Here is an 18,286-nt window from a genome sequence, read left to right on the forward strand (position 1 = left end):
GATTAATACGCTTAGTTTACCAAGTTTAGTTGTACGGTTTCTTCAGCATAGCTCAGTCATGACTGGCGTCCCTTTTGTTTTATTAGGTTTTTTATCTAACTTACTTTAACAGAACAGGACAAAGAGTATGCTGGATAGTGTTTATTTAGTTACTGAATAGGAAGGGTGAGTTTTGACTACGGCTTTGTAGCTAAGTGGATCAACTACATTTTTTGTCATACATATCTGAAAACGAATTTGAAAAATATCTAACTTTTACATCTAAAAGCTCTGAATCATCGTTTTCCCACTTAGGTAGCTCTTTTCCAAGATTAATATATTCTTTGTATAGTCCATTTGTACTTGGTTGTATATTTGAAGGAGGTACCACAGCTCCTACCGAACCTTTATTTATACTAATATAACCATTTTTAGTCTTATAAGAAACAACATCGTAGCTGACCCAACCAGTATAAGAGTTATCTCTATCACTTCTAACCACTTCATTAGTAGTCATGTTTAGTGTGCGTAATGGATGTGATTTAGTTTGATTATAGTTTTGGTCGAGATATTTTTTGGCTTTATCATATACTTGTTTTTGTTCGTCCTTAGTATTGACAGTTTCCACAAGAAGTAGCCTTTGTAAGCGTTCTCTATCGTCGAAGGTTAAATATATATGTGAGATATCGATACTTGCAATCGACTCCATAGGCTCGCCATCATATATTGACCAATTAGGTAAAGTAGTAAAAGCATCACTCCCACAAAATAGTTTGAATGTATCAGTAGTCAGTTGACTATATTTTATTACATTAAGGCTATCTGCTTTACTACTATCAAACTCCAAATAGAAAGGCTTGTTATTTTCATTAGTAATATATCCATTGGTATTTGTAGTAAGCTCTGAGCAGCCTGTTAAAAGCATAGCGGGTAAAAGAAAACTAAGGAAAACGTTAGCTAATTTGCTATTCATTATAGACATTGCCAAAACCTAAGAAAATGGAATCAAAATATACTACAGCAAATATTAGTTTGCTACTCTCCACCTTGACCAGTACGTAAATATAGATTCTAGTCGTAATAAGCTCCTTGGATACATATTAAGTGGTGAAGCTCAAAACCAAACTTTGAAGAAAAAAATAGGTCAGCCCTCAACCCATCAAAAAGACAGCCAAGAAAACCAACCCATTTATTTCAACTTGATGCTTAGATTAAACGATTAATTCAACTGCAACGACCCTTTTGCATTCATCAGCAGCTCAACCACATCATCACCACTGATCACTTCAAGGCGCTTGTCGATGGCTGATTCTTCCACACCGTTGTGCTTCATACACGCGCCGCAGACCAGTACTTGACCGCCTTTTTCGATAAAGGCTTCTAACAATTCGCTCGCAGGTTCAAATGGTGCGCCAATATTGACCTTATCTAAAGCGTTGGGCAGTGCCAAATGTACCGCATCCACCATCAATATCACTGAAGCAGAATGACCTTTTTTAAGCGCCACACCAGCCATAGTAAATGCTAAGGTGATTTTGCTTGGATTTGATTCACTATTATCAAATAACGTACCGACATAATCCGTCGTGTTAGCCATATTATTCTCCTTATAAGACTGTTTTAATTAGATAGTATTTAGTTGAGCTGAGTATGATGCTCACTACTATCCTAACATTTAATATATATATTTATATAATGTATTGTTAGGAAATAGTAGTTATAAGGTTAACTGATTGTGAATAGGTGTTTGTGACTTATGAATAAAGCTGAATAATAAATGCTAACTTTGCGGTGGCCACGGACGATCAGCATCACTGACGATCCATTCTGCCACATAGCCACTCGGTGGCAACTGCCAATCTGCTTGCCCCAATGAGGCTAGTACACGTGCTGTTTCTATCACCTTACCTTTTTCAGTCACGCCCGTACGCAGTAGCGCAGAGGAGCAAGGTTTGCTCTTTACCCACATCGACTGCTCGATGTATATCCAACGCTCATCAAAGCCGACGATATGCGTTTTCATAGTGACCTTATCAAAAGCGCGAATCCGCTTTCGGTATTGGATGGTGCTGCCAGCGACGACCAAACCCCAACGCTGCTTGAGCAGTTGGCTACCAAGCCCGCTGCGCACCGCGAAGTCAGTACGACCCATATCAAAAAGGGTAAGTACGCGACCATTATTCATCTCCAAGAAATTATCAATATCTGTCAGACGACAGCGAAAGCTAATCTCACTCGTATCTTTAAACGTTAAGGTATTGCCTTTTTTGACTTGTAGCGCGGCGTGGGCGATGGTGCTGGCATAACGGATAAATGGATACATAGTGCAATCTCAAAAGAGTAAAAGGTAAGGTGAGTATTCTTATTTTAGGGCTTATTAGATGCTACACCGATATGATTAAAATAAGCACTGACAGTTTCAGGTATCCAGTTGATATCAAATCTTGATTTTTTATAAAGATGCGGCGATTTGTCTTTATCAGAGCGATAACGAATAAAGCCCACATGCCCGCCATGCTCAGTGTCTAAGATAGTGACACTGTTAGACACATCGTTTGGCGTGGCGGTAAAACCAAGGAAGGGGTCGTCTTTGGCACTAATTAACAGTAAAGGTTTCGTTACTTTTATTAAATAAGGCAGGGCTGATGAGGCTTGATAGTAGTGATTGTTAGAGCGATAGCCATGACGCGGCGCGGTAAAGATATCGTCAAAGTCACTGATGCGATTGACCGCTTTGATCGAGTCAATCTCTTCTTTGCTGATGTCATTGGCTAAGGCTTTTTTGATAATCGGGTTGAGCAAATAAGGGGTGTAGATACGATGACTCAAAAAGCTGTGCATACTAAGCGCCGCCGATGACATATCGACGGGAGCAGAGATGACCACAGCGCCTTGGCAGATCGCTTTATCACCATATTCGCCCATGTATTTCGCCAACGCGTTACCACCCAGTGACACCCCAGCTGCATAAATATTGGCGTACTGTTGACTTAAATTTTGCAGTGCATGATGCACCTCATCGGTATCACCGGCATTATAAAAAACTCGTCCATTTGCAGGAATACCGCCACAACTGCGGAAGTGCGCAACGACAAAGTGCCAGCCTTGCGCATGTATCTGATGCGCCAAAGCACGTGCATAATGGCTGTCGCTACTGCCTTCCATACCGTGGAATAGCACGATTAATGGCGTTTGTTCACGCTCGCTGTTTTCTACGGTGGCGATAGGATGCGCATCATAAAAGTCATAAGCAATATCACTTTCATCCAACGAGTCTTTTTCGACCACACGGTGATAAGTAGGCGCTTTAGGGGCAAAAAACTTAGGCAAGATGCTTTGCAGGTGCGGATTGGTTAGCCAAAAGGGCGGTTTAAAAGGCGCTGGAGAGAAGGGTTGGCTCGGTTTTGACGTTGGCGAATTTGAGGTTGGCATAAAGGTATCTTATTTAATGGGCGTTAAAATCATCTTTAACAATCAGTGCCTTATCATACCCATGACAGTTATCAAAACCAATAAGATTTAGTGAATGCTCAGTGAACGCATGATTACTCATTCACTTTTTCCGACGCATTTAATACCCGTCCATCCATCGCAAGGCGTTTTTTTAAATGGTCGATATCTGCCTCAGCAAGCGTTACGGTCAATGTCACTTGTTTACTATAGGCAACATCATCGATACTGCCATTTAAACTGTCAACTACATAGCGGCACTGCGCTTCGGTCGCAAACTCTGCCAATATCTGTACTTGCGCCATCGGCACATAAGGCAGCAATATCATTTCATCGACTACTGCTTGCGCTGCGCCTGCATAAGCACGTGTTAGACCGCCTGCGCCCAGTTTAATACCACCAAAATAACGCACGACGATGATAATGACGTTACCGATCGCTTTATGCTGCAACACATTTAATATCGGGCGACCTGCCGTACCATTCGGTTCACCATCATCATCAAAGCCTGCACTGGTCGTATTATTGGGGTCACCAATGATATACGCCCAGCAGTGGTGACGCGCATCGGCATATTGCTCACGTAGTTGTTCCACGTGAAACATTGCCTGTTCACGCGAGGTTACAGGATAAGCGTAAGCAATAAACTCGGATTTTTTAATTTCTAAGCGCGCAGTGACAGCGCGTTTTAGCGTTTGATAGCTCATATTTCATCAGGTCTAGGTTGGATATGGTAAACTTGTCTAACTTTCACTGTCGTCCACATTGGGTACAGTGTTCATTTAATTTTTTATTATAGTACCACTTCTGACCCATGAAGATAGCGGACAAGCTCAGTGTGAGTGCTGGTGTCGTTAGCTGCTACGGTAAAGTAGGTATCATCAAACGAATGGTAGGCAATATATGCGTCTAGATAAATTTTTGAGTAAAGCCACTGAGCTATCGCGTAAAGAATCCAAAAAAATTCTGCACGCTGGTGAAGTGACGGTAAATGATCAGGTCATCAAAGACCCCGGTGTCCACGTCGATGTGGTCAATGACGACGTGATTTGGGCAGGCGAGCCATTATCGGTCGCTGCGGGCAGTCGTTATATTCTATTACATAAGCCTGAAGGCTTTGAATGTACGCTAAAAGTAAAAGAGCATCCAATTGTCACTGAGCTGATTGCGGTGCCAGAGCTTGGTAGCTTGCGCATTGCAGGGCGTCTCGATGTTGATACGACTGGTGCATTACTGATGAGTGATGATGGTAAATGGTTACACCGTGTCACCAGTCCTAAGCACGAACATGCCAAAATTTATGAGCTGACTTTAGCCGATGCGATGGATGAAGCGGCGCAAGCCAATGCCGTCAAAGAAGTCGCTGAAGGCATCCTTTTAGAAGGCGACCACGAAGAAACAAAACCTGCTGTTCTCGAATTCATTGACGAGACCCATGCACGTTTGACCCTTGAGCAAGGTAAATATCATCAGGTAAAACGGATGATGGGTTACTTTGGTAATCGAGTGGTTGAGCTGCATCGCGCTAGTGTCGGTCATATTACTTTGGAAGGATTAGAGAAAGGCGACAGTCGCTTTTTAACACCTGAAGAAGTCGCTAAGTTCTAAGTTTTTCATCTTGAAATGAACTCGCAAGCACTTCTTTACAATCAGCAGCCACTTCACGTGTGCTGCTTTTTTTGACCGTAGTGTTTGACCATGGTTTTTAACTGTAGTTTTTATCTATCACTTTCACCCTGTTATGTCTCGTGTGCACACTGTGTTGCCTATCTCTTAAAGCTCAGTAGCAGTTTTGCAAAATTGAGCCGTTAAACCTTTGCAAAAGTATTCCTTGTGCTAAAGTCTGCCTATCTTTTTTTAATCTATTTTTTTACATAATATCGTTATCTTTATTAAAAGTAGCTATTGTTAAAAACCAATATTGTTAGAAGCGAGCATTGTTAGAAACGGCTATTCTTAAGATTGAGTGTTGTTAAAATTAAAGGTTATTAAAAATCGTTGTTACTGAAACGCGCTGTTATTAAAAGCTGTTTTTGTTAAAACCAGATAGGACTGTCTCTGTGAAATCATCTCTATTAAAATCTGCCAGTTTAATTGGTGCCATGTTATTGGCAACCACTGCTTGTGCCCAGTCTAGTGATACTACGGCTACTAACCAAAAAGCGAGCCAGAGTACTCAAAATACAAAAGCTGCTGGCACTGTTAGCAAGTCTGTTGACAGTCGATTGCGCCAATTGCTCACTCAGGCAGGGATCAAAACACAAATCAGCTCTATTGTGCCGTCCAACTTACCCAATATGTATCAAGTCAATTTGGTGGGTCAGTTGCCTTTGCATATCACTGAAGATGGCAAATATGTCATTCAAGGCGAGTTACAAAAGAATCCAAGCAAGCGTGTAGTCACTAAGACGCCAGCGCGTAGCACCAGTGCTCAGGCAGGCAAACCTGTCAGTGCGAGTGTCAAAGCTGATATATTGGCAAATATGGATGCGCTGAAAAATATGAGTGCCAAAACGCCTTTCTTTTATACCGCAGTGCCAGGCGTGATTTGGGGTGCGACATTAGAAGGCGTGCCTTTTTTACTATCGGATGATGCACAATATATTACTGATGGCGAGATTTCGGTCATCGAAAATGGTCAATTCATCGGACTCGATGAGCAGTTTGAAAAGCGTAAAAATCAGTCTGTGTTTGCAACTTTAGATGAAAGCCAACTGATTAATTATCCAGCGACCGGCCCTGAGAGAGCGGTTATTTATGTGGCCAATGACGTTAACTGTCCTTACTGCCGCCGCTTGCATCAACAGCTACCGATGCTTAATGCCAAAGGTGTGACGGTCAAAACCATTGGTTATCCGATATACGAGCAGTCCCATGAGCAAATGCGTGGGATTTGGTGCCAAGGTGACGAGGACAGCCGCCGTAAAGCTTTTGATAAAGCAATGTTGCAGGGTGAGATGACACCTGCACCAGCAAGTTGTACAGCCGATCATGTGACGCCCAATCGTGAAAAAGCAGCAGGGCTTGCGGTGATGGCAACGCCTGCTATCTACCGTGAAGATGGCGTGCTGTTTCAAGCGAGCTTTGAGATTCCTGAGTTTTTAGAATTTTTGGGCGTACAGTAGCTCACACAGATGTTTAATAAAGTTATGAATAAAAAATGTGTTAAAAGATGATATTCCTTAAGATTGATAAAAAAACCGCTACATAAGTAATTTATGGGGTGGTTTTTTATTACCTCTAAGCGTTAGGGATAGCAAGTCTATTGTGGCAACACGATATCAACGATTTTCCAATCAATTAAGCCGTTACGCTGCATCTCGATGGTGAGCGGATAACCTTTCACCTGACCGCTAATAGTGAAGCAATTAATACCACAATAGCCCAATGTTGGCTTGTCACTGTCCGACCCTTGCGCTACCTGTTGCTCCAGTTCAGCGGATTGTTTTTCCATGATTTGCTGCATTTGGCTTTTGACCACTGCATCCACATCACCGCGCTGGATGATAAGATTTTGAATCAAATTTTTGAGATCGACCTGATTACTGGCGATTGCCCATGCAGCGGCCAGCTCTTTTGTCGCGGTATTGGCCTGACCTTGGGTATTGATGACTTTTTCGATATTTTGTGGCGTGATAGCACCATTCACCGCCTGCGTGATAAAACTATTAGCGGCTTGGGTCAATGGCTCGCCGCCCAACTCAGCGACCAATGGATAATTGGCCATAGTCGCCGTAAACTGACTGGTTAGTTGGTTTTGGATGCTAGGTCGCACTTGCTCATAGTCGATCGCTGCTGCGATGGTCGCGCCGTCTTTGGCATCGTAGGCATTTTTAAGCTGATAAGCGCTGTAATAGGGCGAGCCTGCATAGACAGCGACGGCAATGACGATTAATAAAATAATCAGCTTCTTCATAAAAATCAAACCCTTATCGCAAAACAAAAACGTAATGATAGGCAGATTTAATACTGGTAAGTATAAATCTAAAACCCCAAAAATATAGCGATAAATATTAGCATGGCTGAGCCTTTCTAAGGTATGAAAACCTTTGTTCATTCCTTAATAAAACCTTTTTGTATGGCCAAGCGCACTATAGTGGATACTTTCCCTGCCTAAGCGCTTGATAAATCACCATAGCATCTCCATAAATAGCGCAAACTTTTAATAATTGATTTGGCTAAGCAGCATCCCGCCGTATTCGCTTGTAAGATTCATAGCAGTATCACCTCTTTTCTCTCACTATTTATGATGTTTCATGTGAAACCTTTGAGTGCCATAGTGAGTCGTATTAAGGTGGTGGTTGACTAGAACTACTGAATCGACTGTCCGGTGGACTGTAAAGACGATAGGAGAGCCCATGAGTAAGCGCGATTTTTATGAAGTATTAGGTGTGAGCAAGACCGCTGAAAGCAAAGAAATTAAGCGAGCTTACCGCAAGCTGGCTATGAAATATCACCCTGACCGTAACTCTGATGATCCAGATGCTGAGGATAAATTCAAAGAAGCATCGATGGCTTATGAAGTACTAAGCAGCGAAGAGAAGCGCTCTGCTTACGATCGCATGGGTCATTCAGCCTTCGAAAATGGCATGGGCGGCGGTGGCTTTGGCGGTGCAGGTGGTGGCAACTTCCAAGATATCTTCGGTGATATTTTCGGCAACTTCGGCGATATCTTCGGTCAGCAGCGTGGTGGTGGCGGCGGACGTTCGCGCCGTGGTTCTGATTTGCGTTATGTGATCGAGCTGACTTTAGAAGAAGCGGTACGTGGCTGTAAAAAAGAAATCAGTTTTACTGCGCCTGCGCCTTGCGACACGTGCGATGGTAAAGGGGCAAAAAATGCCTCTGATATCGTAACTTGTCAGACCTGTCATGGACAAGGTCAAGTGCGTATGCAGCAAGGATTTTTTGCCGTGCAGCAGGCCTGCCCACATTGCGGCGGCACTGGTAAACAAATCAAAAACCCGTGCTCTGACTGTCACGGTAATGGCGTTAAAGACAAATCACGTACGCTAGAAGTGTCTATCCCAGCGGGTGTTGATGATGGTGATCGCGTCCGTTTAGCAGGCGAAGGTGAAGCAGGCGGCGCGGGCGTCCAAAACGGCGATTTATACGTTGAAGTACGCGTAAAACCGCATAATGTCTTTACCCGTCAAGGGGCTGATCTCTATATGGACGTACCTGTGAGCATCACCGATGCAGCACTGGGTAAAGAGGTCGAAATTCCAACCTTAGATGGTAAAGTAAAAATCAAGGTTGCAGAAGGCACGCAAAGTGGTAAGTTGCTACGTGTACGCGGTAAAGGCGTGACGCCAGTACGCACCACCATGAAAGGTGATTTGATTTGCCGTGTGGTTATCGAAACCCCAGTGAACTTAACTCGCGAGCAAAAAGACCTGTTGCGCCAGTTCCAAGATACGCTTGACGGTGATAGCAAGCATCAGCAGTCGCCACATAAGAAGTCATTCTTTAAAAAGATTGGCGACTTATTTGATTAATTGAGTTGTTTCAATCACTCGTTTGGTTAAATAACTAGATACAAAACCCCCAGTGTTTCATGTGAAACACTGGGGGTTTTTATTGACGCTATAAAAAACCATTCAGGTGGTGATATTTGCTAAACTTAGCATCATAACATTTAAAACCTTTCTTATTAATATAGAGCTTTTAGGATAAAAATATGAGCCAACAGATAACAGCGCAAGAAAATACAAATAAACAAGCCATCAAAGTCGGGGTTATTGGTGCTGGTGGTCGTATGGGGCGTATGCTAATAGAGGCAGTACAAGACAACTCGCAAACGATATTAAATGCCGCGATAGAACGTCAAGGTTCAAGCCTTGTTGGTGCAGATGCTGGCGAAGTCGCCGCTATCGGTCGCTTAGAGGTACAGATTGTCGATGATTTAAAAGTTGTCATTAATGACATCGATGTACTCATTGACTTTAGCTTGCCTGATGCCACTGAACAAAATATGCAGATTTGCGCGGTAAACAATGTCGCGATGGTTATTGGGACGACAGGATTCAATGAGCAGCAAGAGCAAGTATTGGCAAAAGCCAGCGAGAAAATTGCGATTGTCTATGCTGGTAACTATTCAACAGGTGTTAATCTGTCATTAAAGTTGCTCAGCATGGCCGCGAAGGCATTTGGCGAGGATGCCGATGTAGAAGTCATCGAAGCACACCATAAGCATAAAATCGATGCGCCATCAGGCACAGCATATATGATGGCAGAAGCCGTGGCAGAAGCTCGTGGACAGAATCTAAAAGACGTCGCTGTTTATGGCCGCGAAGGACAAACGGGCGAACGCAAAGCAGGTACTATTGGTATTCATGCTATTCGCGGCGGTGAAATCATTGGCGATCATACCGTGATGTTTATTGCCGATGGTGAGGTGGTTGAAATTACCCATCGTGCCCGCGCGCGTATGACTTTTGCCGCGGGTGCCGTACGTGCCGCGACTTGGGTTATCAAACAAGAGGTCGGGCAATATAATATGCAGGACGTGTTGGGTTTGAATGAGTAAGGCAAGATTTAGATAATCTACTTATAAGCGAGATGGCAATGACAGATAACGCTAGTATCACTATTAAAAACTTTAAGAGCTATAAAGAAGCCACCTTACCGCTGTCACCTTTGACTTTACTGATAGGGGCGAACGCGTCAGGTAAAAGCAATGCTATTGAAGCGTTTCGTTTTTTAAGTTGGGTGGCTGGTGGTGAGCGCTTATCTACGCTCAAAAATAGGGTTAACGATAGTGATAAAGTCGTTCGGGGTAGTATTAGAGACTTGTCGTTCAACTCAACAGAACAATTCGCACTACTATTTAAATTTGAAGCAGGTTTTGAATATGAAGGCATTTTTGAAGTAAGCTCAAACAGTATCGAACTTAGGAGCGAGATTATACATTTACAAGAAAATAGAGTTGTTATATTACAAAATTTGAAGCCTCCTTATTTTTCGCAACTTTCAGAGCTTCATAATATAGATTTAATAAAAAAAATAGATGAATTTGCAAAAGGTAATACTGGCCTTGATGGTTTTATAAATTCTCAGACAGATGATAAAGTTACTTTTTACAAAACTAATAATAGCGACATATCTGCATTTCTTATGATTGATACATTCATAACCATGAAGAAGAAAAAGCCTTGGACTAATTTTAATGTTATTCGCAAGTTTTTACAGCAATCTTTTTTCTTTGATTTTGTACCAAATAACATGCGTATTGATAGTATTTCAGATAACATTTTAAGACCAGATGGCTCTAATATCGCTGGAGTTTTATATAATATCTGCGAAGAAGCAAAGAACAAATCTAAGTTATTGTTATTAGTTAAAAGCTTACCAGAACAAGATATTCTAGATATTAAATTTTACAAAGATCATCGTGATCGTATTGAGTTTGCTCTAGTTGAAAGCTTTGGGAGTACTTCTGTTGAACGTACAATGGATTTACTATCAGACGGTACGTTAAAAGTATTGGGCATTGCAGCTGCCCTCCTTTCTGTGCCAGAAGGTTCAACAGTAGTCATTGAAGAGATTGATAATAGTATTCATCCCACACGAGCGCATATTATTTTAAGCTTACTGCGTCAGTATGCCGAAGAACGTAAACTTAATTTGTTACTATCGACGCATAATCCTGCGCTAATGGATGCCCTACCAGATGAAGCCCTCGCAGATGTTGTATTTTGCTATAGAGACCCGCAAGAAGGTGATAGCAAGTTGATGCGCTTAGGAGACTTAGATGATTATCTTGGCTTAGTCGCTCAAGGAACGCTTGGCGACTTAGTTACTCAAGGTATTGTCGAGCGCTTTGTAAAACATCCAATCACATCAGAGCAGCGTAAAAAACAAGCATTGGACTGGCTAAATCAGCTACAGGGGGCTGATTAGATGGCAGATATTTGTATATTAGATACCAGCATAATATTGAATATATTGAATGTTCCTAATAAAAATCAGAATAGAGTTAAAGTTATAGATGAGTTTGAAACCTATGCTGAATCGAACTGTCGATTTATTATTCCTTTAGTAGTGGCAGTAGAAGTCGGTAATCATATCAGCCAAAATGGCAATGGAGATACACGCCGAGAAATTGCTAAACAGTTCGTTGATATGATGCAAAAAACGTTTGATGGTAGCTCGCCATTTGAGATTAGCAATTTTGACCTAAAGTTAGAATGGCGTAATTGGATTAATGAGTTTATTGATAAAGCTGGACAGAATAAAACGCCCGACAAACCCAATGAAGGTATGAGTTTGACAGACTTGTCTATTATCAAAGAGTATGAAGATATTCAGGCCAAGAACAAAGCAAATAAACGTAAACACGTAAACGTATTTATTTGGTCACTTGATTCGGACTTAATACATTATGGTCACTCCTACTAAAGCAATAAAAGTAGTTCTACTAAGCGTTATTGTGTTCTCAACGCTCAATATCTCAGCACAAGCTGCAACTTTTCAAACCTACGTCATCGACACTTATGGCGGTGATGCATTATTACCTGCTGTTCGTCAGCAGCTAAATACCAGTCGTGACGGCGGTACAGTTACTACCTATCAAGACAAGTTAGTGTTGCATACGACAGCCGCTAACTATCAGGCGGTACAGCAGTTATTGACTCAGATTGACGGTCAGCCACAGGCATTGACGGTCGCTGTGCGTGTTGGCAACAATAGCAGCGTCCAAGGTAATATTCAGCAAGGGCAGGTCATTATTAGCAATCGTGGTATTCAAGGGTCAGGGATTATTCATCAGAGCAATAGCCAACAGCAAACAAATAATTTATACCAAGTACAAACCTTGTCAGGTAGTGCCGCCAGCATCAGTACAGGGACGCTTTATGCGCTGAATCAAACCTACGATGTAAATAGTTATACAAATTATAAAAGTCCCTCAGTACAGATTGTCATTCAGCAGCAGGTATTGCTACCAACGACGCAAGGCATCACGGTTACGCCAAGATTATTATCGACTGGTCAAGTCGAAGTAACATTGTCACAAGTTGAAGAAACACTCGCACGCTCTTATTCGTCTTCTCAGAAAAATAGTAATCATGCCATTCAAGGTCAACGATTAGACACGACCATTATTATCCCACGTGGTCAATGGGTAACTATCGGACAAATCTCTCAAAATAGCCAAAATCAACGCGCAAGTGATGGTAGCAATCGTGCCATTGATAGCACTAAAAACACACCAATTTGGATAATGGTGCAGTAGCCTTGCATCGATTACTACTATCTTTGGTATAAAAAAGCGCGATACTGTAATGAGCAGTATCGCGCTTTTTATCGACAATAATCTATTGCAGATTAGTCAACGTAGATCACTTCCAACGGTGGAAAACCATTGAACTCAATAGATGAATACGAGTTAGTATAAGCACCCGTGGTCAACCAAAATATTTTATCACCAATCTCCAGCTCCTCTGGTAATTGATAGCCCGCTTCTTCATACATGATATCGGTCGAATCACAAGTAGGACCAGCCAGTACCACAGTGCCTTTGCTGGTTGATGTTTCCATCCTAGGCGTGTACACAGGATACTTGATGGCCTCTCCCAATGTCTCGATTAAGCCTTGGAATAAGCCTACATCGGTATAGACCCAACGCGTTAAATCCGTGTGCGACTTACGCGAGATAAGCACCACATCACTGACCAATACGCCCGATCCACCAACCAATGAACGACCTGGCTCAAGGATAATCTCAGGCATATCTTCCTCATTATAGTCGTCTGTCAAATAACGAGTGATCTCTTCAGCGTAGACTTTTATAGGGTTCACTTCACTGATATAGTTGGCTGGAAATCCGCCACCCAAATTGATCATTTGTAGCTTAATATCTTCTTCGTTTTTCATCCAGTCAAACATGTATTTGACCTTGGCTAGCGCATCATCCCAAGCGGCAACGTCTTTTTGCTGACTACCGACGTGGAATGAGATGCCATAAGGCACCAGACCCAAATCACGAGCTTGAATCAACAGCTCAATCGCCATATTGGGATGACAACCAAACTTACGAGACAATGGCCATTCAGCGGTCTCAGAGCCTTGTACTAAGATACGCACAAAGATTTTTGAACCAGGGGCGTGCTTGGCAATATTTTTTAGATCCGCTTCTGAGTCAGTCGCATACAAGTCAATACCTTTTTCAAAGGCATATTTGACATGCTCCGCTTTTTTAATGGTATTGCCATAAGAGATACGCGATGGCTCAACGCCGCAGTCTAGTACGCGATCAAGCTCATAGATGGAGGCGCAATCAAAGTTCGAACCAAGATCAGCAAGCAAGTTAATCACTTCGACAGCAGGACTGGCTTTCATTGCATAATGGATTTTAGCATTGGGAAAAAACCCAACCATTTCATGATATTTGGTTTTGATACGGCTAAGGTCCACGACCAAAAATGGCGTCTCGCGACCTTCAGCAGCTTGAGTGAATTTCTGCCAGCCGGCAGGGTCAAAATATTGGTCAATTTTGATCATGGTCATGGTAGGAAACCTTTAATAAAGACAGTAGGTGTTAAAGAGTAAATGCTTGCATCACGTCATTGTCATTTCACGTTATCATCATCACGCATTCTACAAGTCAAAAAACCTTGTGTTCATACTGATTAAATGACGTAAAAATAGCTTAGATGATGAATGGACTAAGAATGGCTGGGCTGCGGCTGTTTATCCGCCATTTGTTCGCCTTGTTTTTCGCGTATTTTAACGATTTTACGCACTTTATCGCGAGCACGAGTTTGCTTGAGACGTGATAAATAATCGACGAATATGACCCCATTTAAATGATCCATTTCATGTTGGATACATACCGCGAGTAAGCCTTCTACTTCTTCATCGATTTTTTGACCATTCTCATCTAAGGCTTCAATACGCACTTTGTTCGGGCGCTCAACACTATCATAGACCTCAGGTACAGACAAACAACCTTCTTCATAAGGCTGTTTCTCTTCTACCAATGGTGTCACCTTTGGGTTGATAAAAACTCTAGGGCTATTTTTATCTTCAGACAGATCCATGACGATGAGCTGAATATGGCGATCCACTTGGCTTGCCGCCAAACCGATACCTTGTGCCTCATACATCGTCTCAATCATATCAGCGATTAAGGTTTTGATTTCAGCAGTCACTTCCTTAACAGGCGTAGCAATAGTGCGCAGGCGCGGGTCTGGGTAATTTAAAATAGGGAGTAAAGCCATAACGCTCACCTCAATGATAGGGATAAAATAGGGTTGATATTATAGGATAAATGGGGACAAAAGTAATGCTTATCAATACTTTCGCACAATTATTGCTTTTTATCATTGTAAAAAACGAGGGAGGTCGCTTTTATTATAGGCATAAAAAAGCCCTGCAATTCGCAAGGCTTTTTGATTTATATAAGCCAGATTAGATGTAATCTGACTTGCATAAATAGAGTTGCTTTTTAGTAAATTGAGTTTAGTAAATCAAGTCATTTCTAAGTCATTAAAGTAACTTTGTGCAACCAAAACATCTGAGAAAAAGTGCCAAGTTATACGCCACGTTTGCTCATAATCATCTCATAGATAAATAACAGGATGATCGCACCGATTACTGAGAATATCAAACCAGTAAATCCACCATCAGCATTGATACCGATAAGACCAGCTAAGAAGCCACCTAATAAAGCACCGACGATACCCAATACAATCGTCATTATCCAGCCCATCGGGTCGCTACCTGGCTTGATAGCTCGTGCCAATAAACCTGCAACCAGACCTACAATAATCATCCAAATAAAGCTCATATTATTCTCCTAATTTATTATCATTTATAATAGTTAATCAATTTTGATAAGCTCATTGTAAGCACTGTATAGACGTAAAGGTAAGCGCGAAATGTTACCAGTGTATGAGCTATGTGAGGAAAATCGTAGATTTGCTAATATGCAGGTAGAATAGGTAAATGAAAGGTTACAAAGGTAGTGAAGTCGAAAACGCCATTTATATATTAAGGCATTTTTGGATATCGACGCTCCCTAATACTGATACTCTCTAATACCGACGTTCCAATAGTAATCGCAATTAATCAGAAAAAGTTGATCATAAAAAAACGTTGCTCATTTATAATAAGCAACGCTCTTATTTGACACCAGAACTAAACCAGCTAGATTGTTTGTTGCGTAGCTTTATTAAGTGGCTTTATTAAGTGGCTTTATTACGTAGCGCAGTTAGTAAACGTTGATGAATACCTTCAAAACCGCCATTCGACATAATCACAATGGCGTCACCCGCTTTTGCGTGTATGTCGATATGCTCGATGATAGCATCGATACTAGAGAGCACCTGTTGGTTGCCCATGTTAGGATTTGCGCTATTGGCATTTTCAATGACTTCTTTTAAACCCCACTCCAGTCCTGTCGGCTCATACCATAAGGTATGATCGGCGAGAGCAGCAGACTCAGCCAAGCTGTCTTGATGGATACCCATTTTCATGGTGTTACTACGTGGTTCAATAATAGCCCAAATGCGTCTGTCCGCCAGTTTCTTCTTGGCACCATCTAAAGTAGTAGTAATGGCTGTAGGATGATGGGCAAAATCATCAAAGACTAAGATATCATTGACATCGCCAATCAGCTCCATCCGACGCTTGATACCAGCAAATGCTGATAACGCCGCGCACGCAGTTTTTACACTGATGCCGATGTTATAAGCTGCTGCTACAGCAACCAAGGCATTATTCACATTATGCATGCCGCTCATCGACCAGTCGACGACTCCTGTGGCTTCTTCATCAGCAACATTAGCCGTAAAACTAACCGCAAATTGACCACCATCTTCGCTAATAAGTTCAGCTTGCCAATCACTACTATCTTTTACATGCTTATCTGTTGCATGGGTATTATCTGCTGCATAGGTATTATGTGCCGCTGAATCCAATACGGCTGTCCGCCAAACGGGTGTCCAAACCCCTTTCGCTAACGTCTCCTCTAAGCTGGCAGTCGCTGTGGGCATAATGATTTTGCCCGTACTTGGAATCATGCGCACCATATGATGGAATTGGGTCTGAATGGCCTCAAGATCCGCAAAAATATCCGCATGATCAAATTCTAGGTTGTTTAAAATAGCCGTACGCGGACGGTAGTGCACGAACTTTGAACGCTTATCAAAAAATGCAGAATCGTATTCATCCGCTTCGATAACGAAATAGCCAGTATTTACCGAATCGTCATTATCAATTTTATCCGCACCCAAATAACTGCTGTGAGCGAAGACGTGCTGTAAATGCTCGTCAGTGGTATCAACCAGTGGCACACCGCCGATTAAAAACCCAGTGTCGATATCCGCATAGTGCAATATCCAAGCGAGCATAGTCGTCGTCGTGGTTTTACCGTGAGTACCGGCAACGGCTATCACATGACGCGATTGTAATACCTGCTCAGATAAAAACTGTGGTCCTGAGGTATAGCGTAGACCTGTGTCCAGCATATATTCGATGACATCCATACCGCGCTTCATGGCATTACCAACGACGACTAAATCTGGTGCTGGTTGTAAATGCTCTACCAGATAGCCTTGCTCAATGGTCACGCCTGCGTTTTCCAGTTGGGTGGACATCGGCGGATAAACGTTGGCATCTGAGCCCGTGACCGTATGCCCAAGCTCGCGTGCCAGCAATGCCAGTGAGCCCATAAAAGTACCACAAATACCAAGAATATGAATATGCATAGACGTTCCGTACGAGCTTAAATTAAAAGAATAAAAATGGAGCATTATCCCAAAAGTTACCGATATTAACCGTGGTGTATTCTAGGATACGCTCAACCTAATGATCATCAGTCTTGGCTATAATTAAAATATCATAAATGGTGACAGCGTTAACCGTGCTTCATGTACCAAACGTCCTATAGTCATTCCACTATAAAATTATTACAGCGTTAACCTCGCTTGAAGTATTTAATATACATCTACACTCGGTTGCCTTGTACTATTTTTATATTGAATCGACTATATTGACGCCCGCTTGCCTTATCTCTATTTTATATTGCTTCGATCCTATATTCTGTCACAAAAACAGCATAGGTTCGCCAAATAGCAGCGTCGAAAACAAGCACTTATTGTAAAGTAAACACCGCATGATGACCAATAAAAAACGCCCAACAAGTAGGCGTTATTAAAAGGATGGTTTGGCTCATTGAGCATCACTATATTCAGAGCACCTAACTATATTCAGAGCACCTAAAATTTAGAGCCTCTAAATGTTTATGCCGCTATTTTATTATTTGCGCGACAAGGTATAGTCATTGTTAGGTTTTTTATGTTCATCCATTAAGACAAGATGATTGTCTTGAATATGATACGCTTCAATGTTTTTGTCTTCATAGACAATCGTAATCATATCATTGTCTTGACGATAAACACCAGGCTCAAACAGGGGTGCATTCGGCATTTCGGGATTGTTATCTATACTGGTTTTTAGCACTGAACCATCAGCGAATAAATTCAATGTAATATCAGTGCTATCACAAGATTTACAGGGTACCATGCCACCATAATCGCCCATTAACGTGGCTTGTAACGTGCCATTACGCGGCTCTGAGCGTGTCAGTGATTGATGGGGATATGCACCGTTACTCGATTGGGCAGCCGCGATCAGCGATTGTCCTTCTGACACTTTATCTAGCTCACTACCCGCATTTAATAGATTGGTCTCTAACAAGTTCTCTGCGCTTGCTTGTGCGCTGTTCTCTTCTACATGATCGATAGGGGCGACCTTAGTCGTCATACCTTTATCGCCGCTAGACGAGGTACTATCACAGCCTGAGCTATGCTGAAGAAACCGTACAACTAAACTTGGTAAACTAAGCGTATTAATC

18 protein-coding genes are annotated in these 18,286 nt (G+C 42.1%); 7 read left to right on the forward strand and 11 right to left on the reverse strand.

All coding sequences use genetic code 11. From position 1 onward, the window contains the following. Positions 1-199: 199 nt before the first annotated feature. The 5 genes from JFC08_RS12905 to JFC08_RS12925 form a co-directional block, all read right to left on the reverse strand. Positions 200-961, reverse strand: a complete 762-nt coding sequence (locus tag JFC08_RS12905) for a hypothetical protein (protein WP_198330997.1) — start codon at positions 959-961, stop codon at positions 200-202. A gap of 237 nt (positions 962-1,198) precedes the next feature. Beyond that, positions 1,199-1,576 (reverse strand): DsrE family protein, encoded by a 378-nt coding sequence (locus JFC08_RS12910; protein ID WP_198330998.1) that lies wholly within the window; start codon positions 1,574-1,576, stop codon positions 1,199-1,201. Positions 1,577-1,759: 183 nt separating this feature from the next. Beyond that, positions 1,760-2,302 (reverse strand): acyl-CoA thioesterase, encoded by a 543-nt coding sequence (locus JFC08_RS12915; RefSeq protein WP_198330999.1) that lies wholly within the window; start codon positions 2,300-2,302, stop codon positions 1,760-1,762. Positions 2,303-2,346: 44 nt separating this feature from the next. Next, positions 2,347-3,411 carry a YheT family hydrolase gene (locus tag JFC08_RS12920; RefSeq protein ID WP_198331000.1) on the reverse strand — a complete coding sequence of 355 codons (1,065 nt, stop codon included), beginning with the start codon at positions 3,409-3,411 and terminating at the stop codon, positions 2,347-2,349. 113 nt (positions 3,412-3,524) lie between these two features. Continuing rightward, positions 3,525-4,136, reverse strand: coding sequence for a YigZ family protein (locus tag JFC08_RS12925; RefSeq protein WP_198331001.1), 612 nt, complete (start codon positions 4,134-4,136; stop codon positions 3,525-3,527). Between the two features lie 196 nt (positions 4,137-4,332). On the opposite strand from JFC08_RS12925, the gene JFC08_RS12930 reads away from it, so the two are divergent. After that, on the forward strand, positions 4,333-5,037 hold the full coding sequence (locus JFC08_RS12930; RefSeq protein ID WP_045442943.1) for a pseudouridine synthase: 705 nt from the start codon (positions 4,333-4,335) through the stop codon (positions 5,035-5,037). A 452-nt stretch (positions 5,038-5,489) separates the two neighbouring features. Continuing rightward, on the forward strand, positions 5,490-6,554 hold the full coding sequence (locus tag JFC08_RS12935) for a disulfide isomerase DsbC N-terminal domain-containing protein (RefSeq protein WP_198331002.1): 1,065 nt from the start codon (positions 5,490-5,492) through the stop codon (positions 6,552-6,554). Between the two features lie 137 nt (positions 6,555-6,691). On the opposite strand, the gene JFC08_RS12940 is transcribed toward JFC08_RS12935, so the two are convergent. Beyond that, entirely contained in the window at positions 6,692-7,486 is a 795-nt protein-coding gene (locus tag JFC08_RS12940; protein WP_227697785.1) for a DUF2939 domain-containing protein, read from the reverse strand. Between the two features lie 301 nt (positions 7,487-7,787). Here JFC08_RS12940 and dnaJ point away from each other — a divergent pair, with 301 nt between their 5' ends. The 5 genes from dnaJ to JFC08_RS12965 all read left to right on the forward strand — a co-directional run bounded on the left by dnaJ (position 7,788) and on the right by JFC08_RS12965 (position 12,661). Then, entirely contained in the window at positions 7,788-8,924 is a 1,137-nt protein-coding gene (gene dnaJ / locus JFC08_RS12945) for a molecular chaperone DnaJ (protein ID WP_087814909.1), read from the forward strand. Between the two features lie 182 nt (positions 8,925-9,106). Then, positions 9,107-9,955 carry a 4-hydroxy-tetrahydrodipicolinate reductase gene (gene dapB, locus JFC08_RS12950; protein ID WP_198331003.1) on the forward strand — a complete coding sequence of 283 codons (849 nt, stop codon included), beginning with the start codon at positions 9,107-9,109 and terminating at the stop codon, positions 9,953-9,955. Between the two features lie 38 nt (positions 9,956-9,993). Continuing rightward, the gene (locus JFC08_RS12955) at positions 9,994-11,328 is read left to right on the forward strand and encodes an AAA family ATPase (protein ID WP_198331004.1); all 1,335 of its coding nucleotides are present in this window, start codon (positions 9,994-9,996) and stop codon (positions 11,326-11,328) included. Further along, positions 11,329-11,826 carry a PIN domain-containing protein gene (locus JFC08_RS12960; RefSeq protein WP_198331005.1) on the forward strand — a complete coding sequence of 166 codons (498 nt, stop codon included), beginning with the start codon at positions 11,329-11,331 and terminating at the stop codon, positions 11,824-11,826. Next, the gene (locus tag JFC08_RS12965; RefSeq protein ID WP_198331006.1) at positions 11,810-12,661 is read left to right on the forward strand and encodes a hypothetical protein; all 852 of its coding nucleotides are present in this window, start codon (positions 11,810-11,812) and stop codon (positions 12,659-12,661) included. The genes JFC08_RS12960 and JFC08_RS12965 overlap by 17 nt, the downstream gene beginning before the upstream one ends. A gap of 92 nt (positions 12,662-12,753) precedes the next feature. On the opposite strand, the gene JFC08_RS12970 is transcribed toward JFC08_RS12965, so the two are convergent. From JFC08_RS12970 to JFC08_RS12990, 5 genes are all read right to left on the reverse strand, one after another. After that, complete coding sequence (locus tag JFC08_RS12970) at positions 12,754-13,929, reverse strand: type III PLP-dependent enzyme (RefSeq protein ID WP_198331010.1); 1,176 nt, start codon at positions 13,927-13,929, stop codon at positions 12,754-12,756. Between the two features lie 164 nt (positions 13,930-14,093). Continuing rightward, a complete protein-coding gene (def, locus tag JFC08_RS12975; RefSeq protein WP_045442956.1) occupies positions 14,094-14,648 on the reverse strand; it encodes a peptide deformylase in 555 nt (184 codons plus the stop codon). A 314-nt stretch (positions 14,649-14,962) separates the two neighbouring features. Then, entirely contained in the window at positions 14,963-15,217 is a 255-nt protein-coding gene (locus tag JFC08_RS12980) for a GlsB/YeaQ/YmgE family stress response membrane protein (protein WP_055125583.1), read from the reverse strand. A gap of 397 nt (positions 15,218-15,614) precedes the next feature. Then, positions 15,615-17,138 carry a Mur ligase family protein gene (locus tag JFC08_RS12985; RefSeq protein WP_198331007.1) on the reverse strand — a complete coding sequence of 508 codons (1,524 nt, stop codon included), beginning with the start codon at positions 17,136-17,138 and terminating at the stop codon, positions 15,615-15,617. 550 nt (positions 17,139-17,688) lie between these two features. Next, positions 17,689-18,286, reverse strand: a 598-nt coding sequence (locus JFC08_RS12990; RefSeq protein ID WP_227697786.1) for a copper resistance protein NlpE N-terminal domain-containing protein, incomplete at its 5' end; no start/stop codon positions are given.

It is taken from the genome of Psychrobacter cibarius (assembly GCF_016107535.1).
Lineage (GTDB): Bacteria > Pseudomonadota > Gammaproteobacteria > Pseudomonadales > Moraxellaceae > Psychrobacter > Psychrobacter cibarius.

Coding starts and splice junctions, on each gene's coding strand:
- JFC08_RS12940 (WP_227697785.1), bottom strand. CDS start 7,486: ATGAACAAAGGTTTTCATACCTTAGAAAGGCTCAGCCATGCTAATATT.
- JFC08_RS12960 (WP_198331005.1), top strand. CDS start 11,329: ATGGCAGATATTTGTATATTAGATACCAGCATAATATTGAATATATTG.
- JFC08_RS12920 (WP_198331000.1), bottom strand. CDS start 3,411: ATGCCAACCTCAAATTCGCCAACGTCAAAACCGAGCCAACCCTTCTCT.
- JFC08_RS12905 (WP_198330997.1), bottom strand. CDS start 961: ATGTCTATAATGAATAGCAAATTAGCTAACGTTTTCCTTAGTTTTCTT.
- JFC08_RS12985 (WP_198331007.1), bottom strand. CDS start 17,138: ATGCATATTCATATTCTTGGTATTTGTGGTACTTTTATGGGCTCACTG.
- dapB (WP_198331003.1), top strand. CDS start 9,107: ATGAGCCAACAGATAACAGCGCAAGAAAATACAAATAAACAAGCCATC.
- def (WP_045442956.1), bottom strand. CDS start 14,648: ATGGCTTTACTCCCTATTTTAAATTACCCAGACCCGCGCCTGCGCACT.
- dnaJ (WP_087814909.1), top strand. CDS start 7,788: ATGAGTAAGCGCGATTTTTATGAAGTATTAGGTGTGAGCAAGACCGCT.
- JFC08_RS12930 (WP_045442943.1), top strand. CDS start 4,333: ATGCGTCTAGATAAATTTTTGAGTAAAGCCACTGAGCTATCGCGTAAA.
- JFC08_RS12970 (WP_198331010.1), bottom strand. CDS start 13,929: ATGATCAAAATTGACCAATATTTTGACCCTGCCGGCTGGCAGAAATTC.
- JFC08_RS12925 (WP_198331001.1), bottom strand. CDS start 4,136: ATGAGCTATCAAACGCTAAAACGCGCTGTCACTGCGCGCTTAGAAATT.
- JFC08_RS12955 (WP_198331004.1), top strand. CDS start 9,994: ATGACAGATAACGCTAGTATCACTATTAAAAACTTTAAGAGCTATAAA.
- JFC08_RS12915 (WP_198330999.1), bottom strand. CDS start 2,302: ATGTATCCATTTATCCGTTATGCCAGCACCATCGCCCACGCCGCGCTA.
- JFC08_RS12910 (WP_198330998.1), bottom strand. CDS start 1,576: ATGGCTAACACGACGGATTATGTCGGTACGTTATTTGATAATAGTGAA.
- JFC08_RS12965 (WP_198331006.1), top strand. CDS start 11,810: ATGGTCACTCCTACTAAAGCAATAAAAGTAGTTCTACTAAGCGTTATT.
- JFC08_RS12980 (WP_055125583.1), bottom strand. CDS start 15,217: ATGAGCTTTATTTGGATGATTATTGTAGGTCTGGTTGCAGGTTTATTG.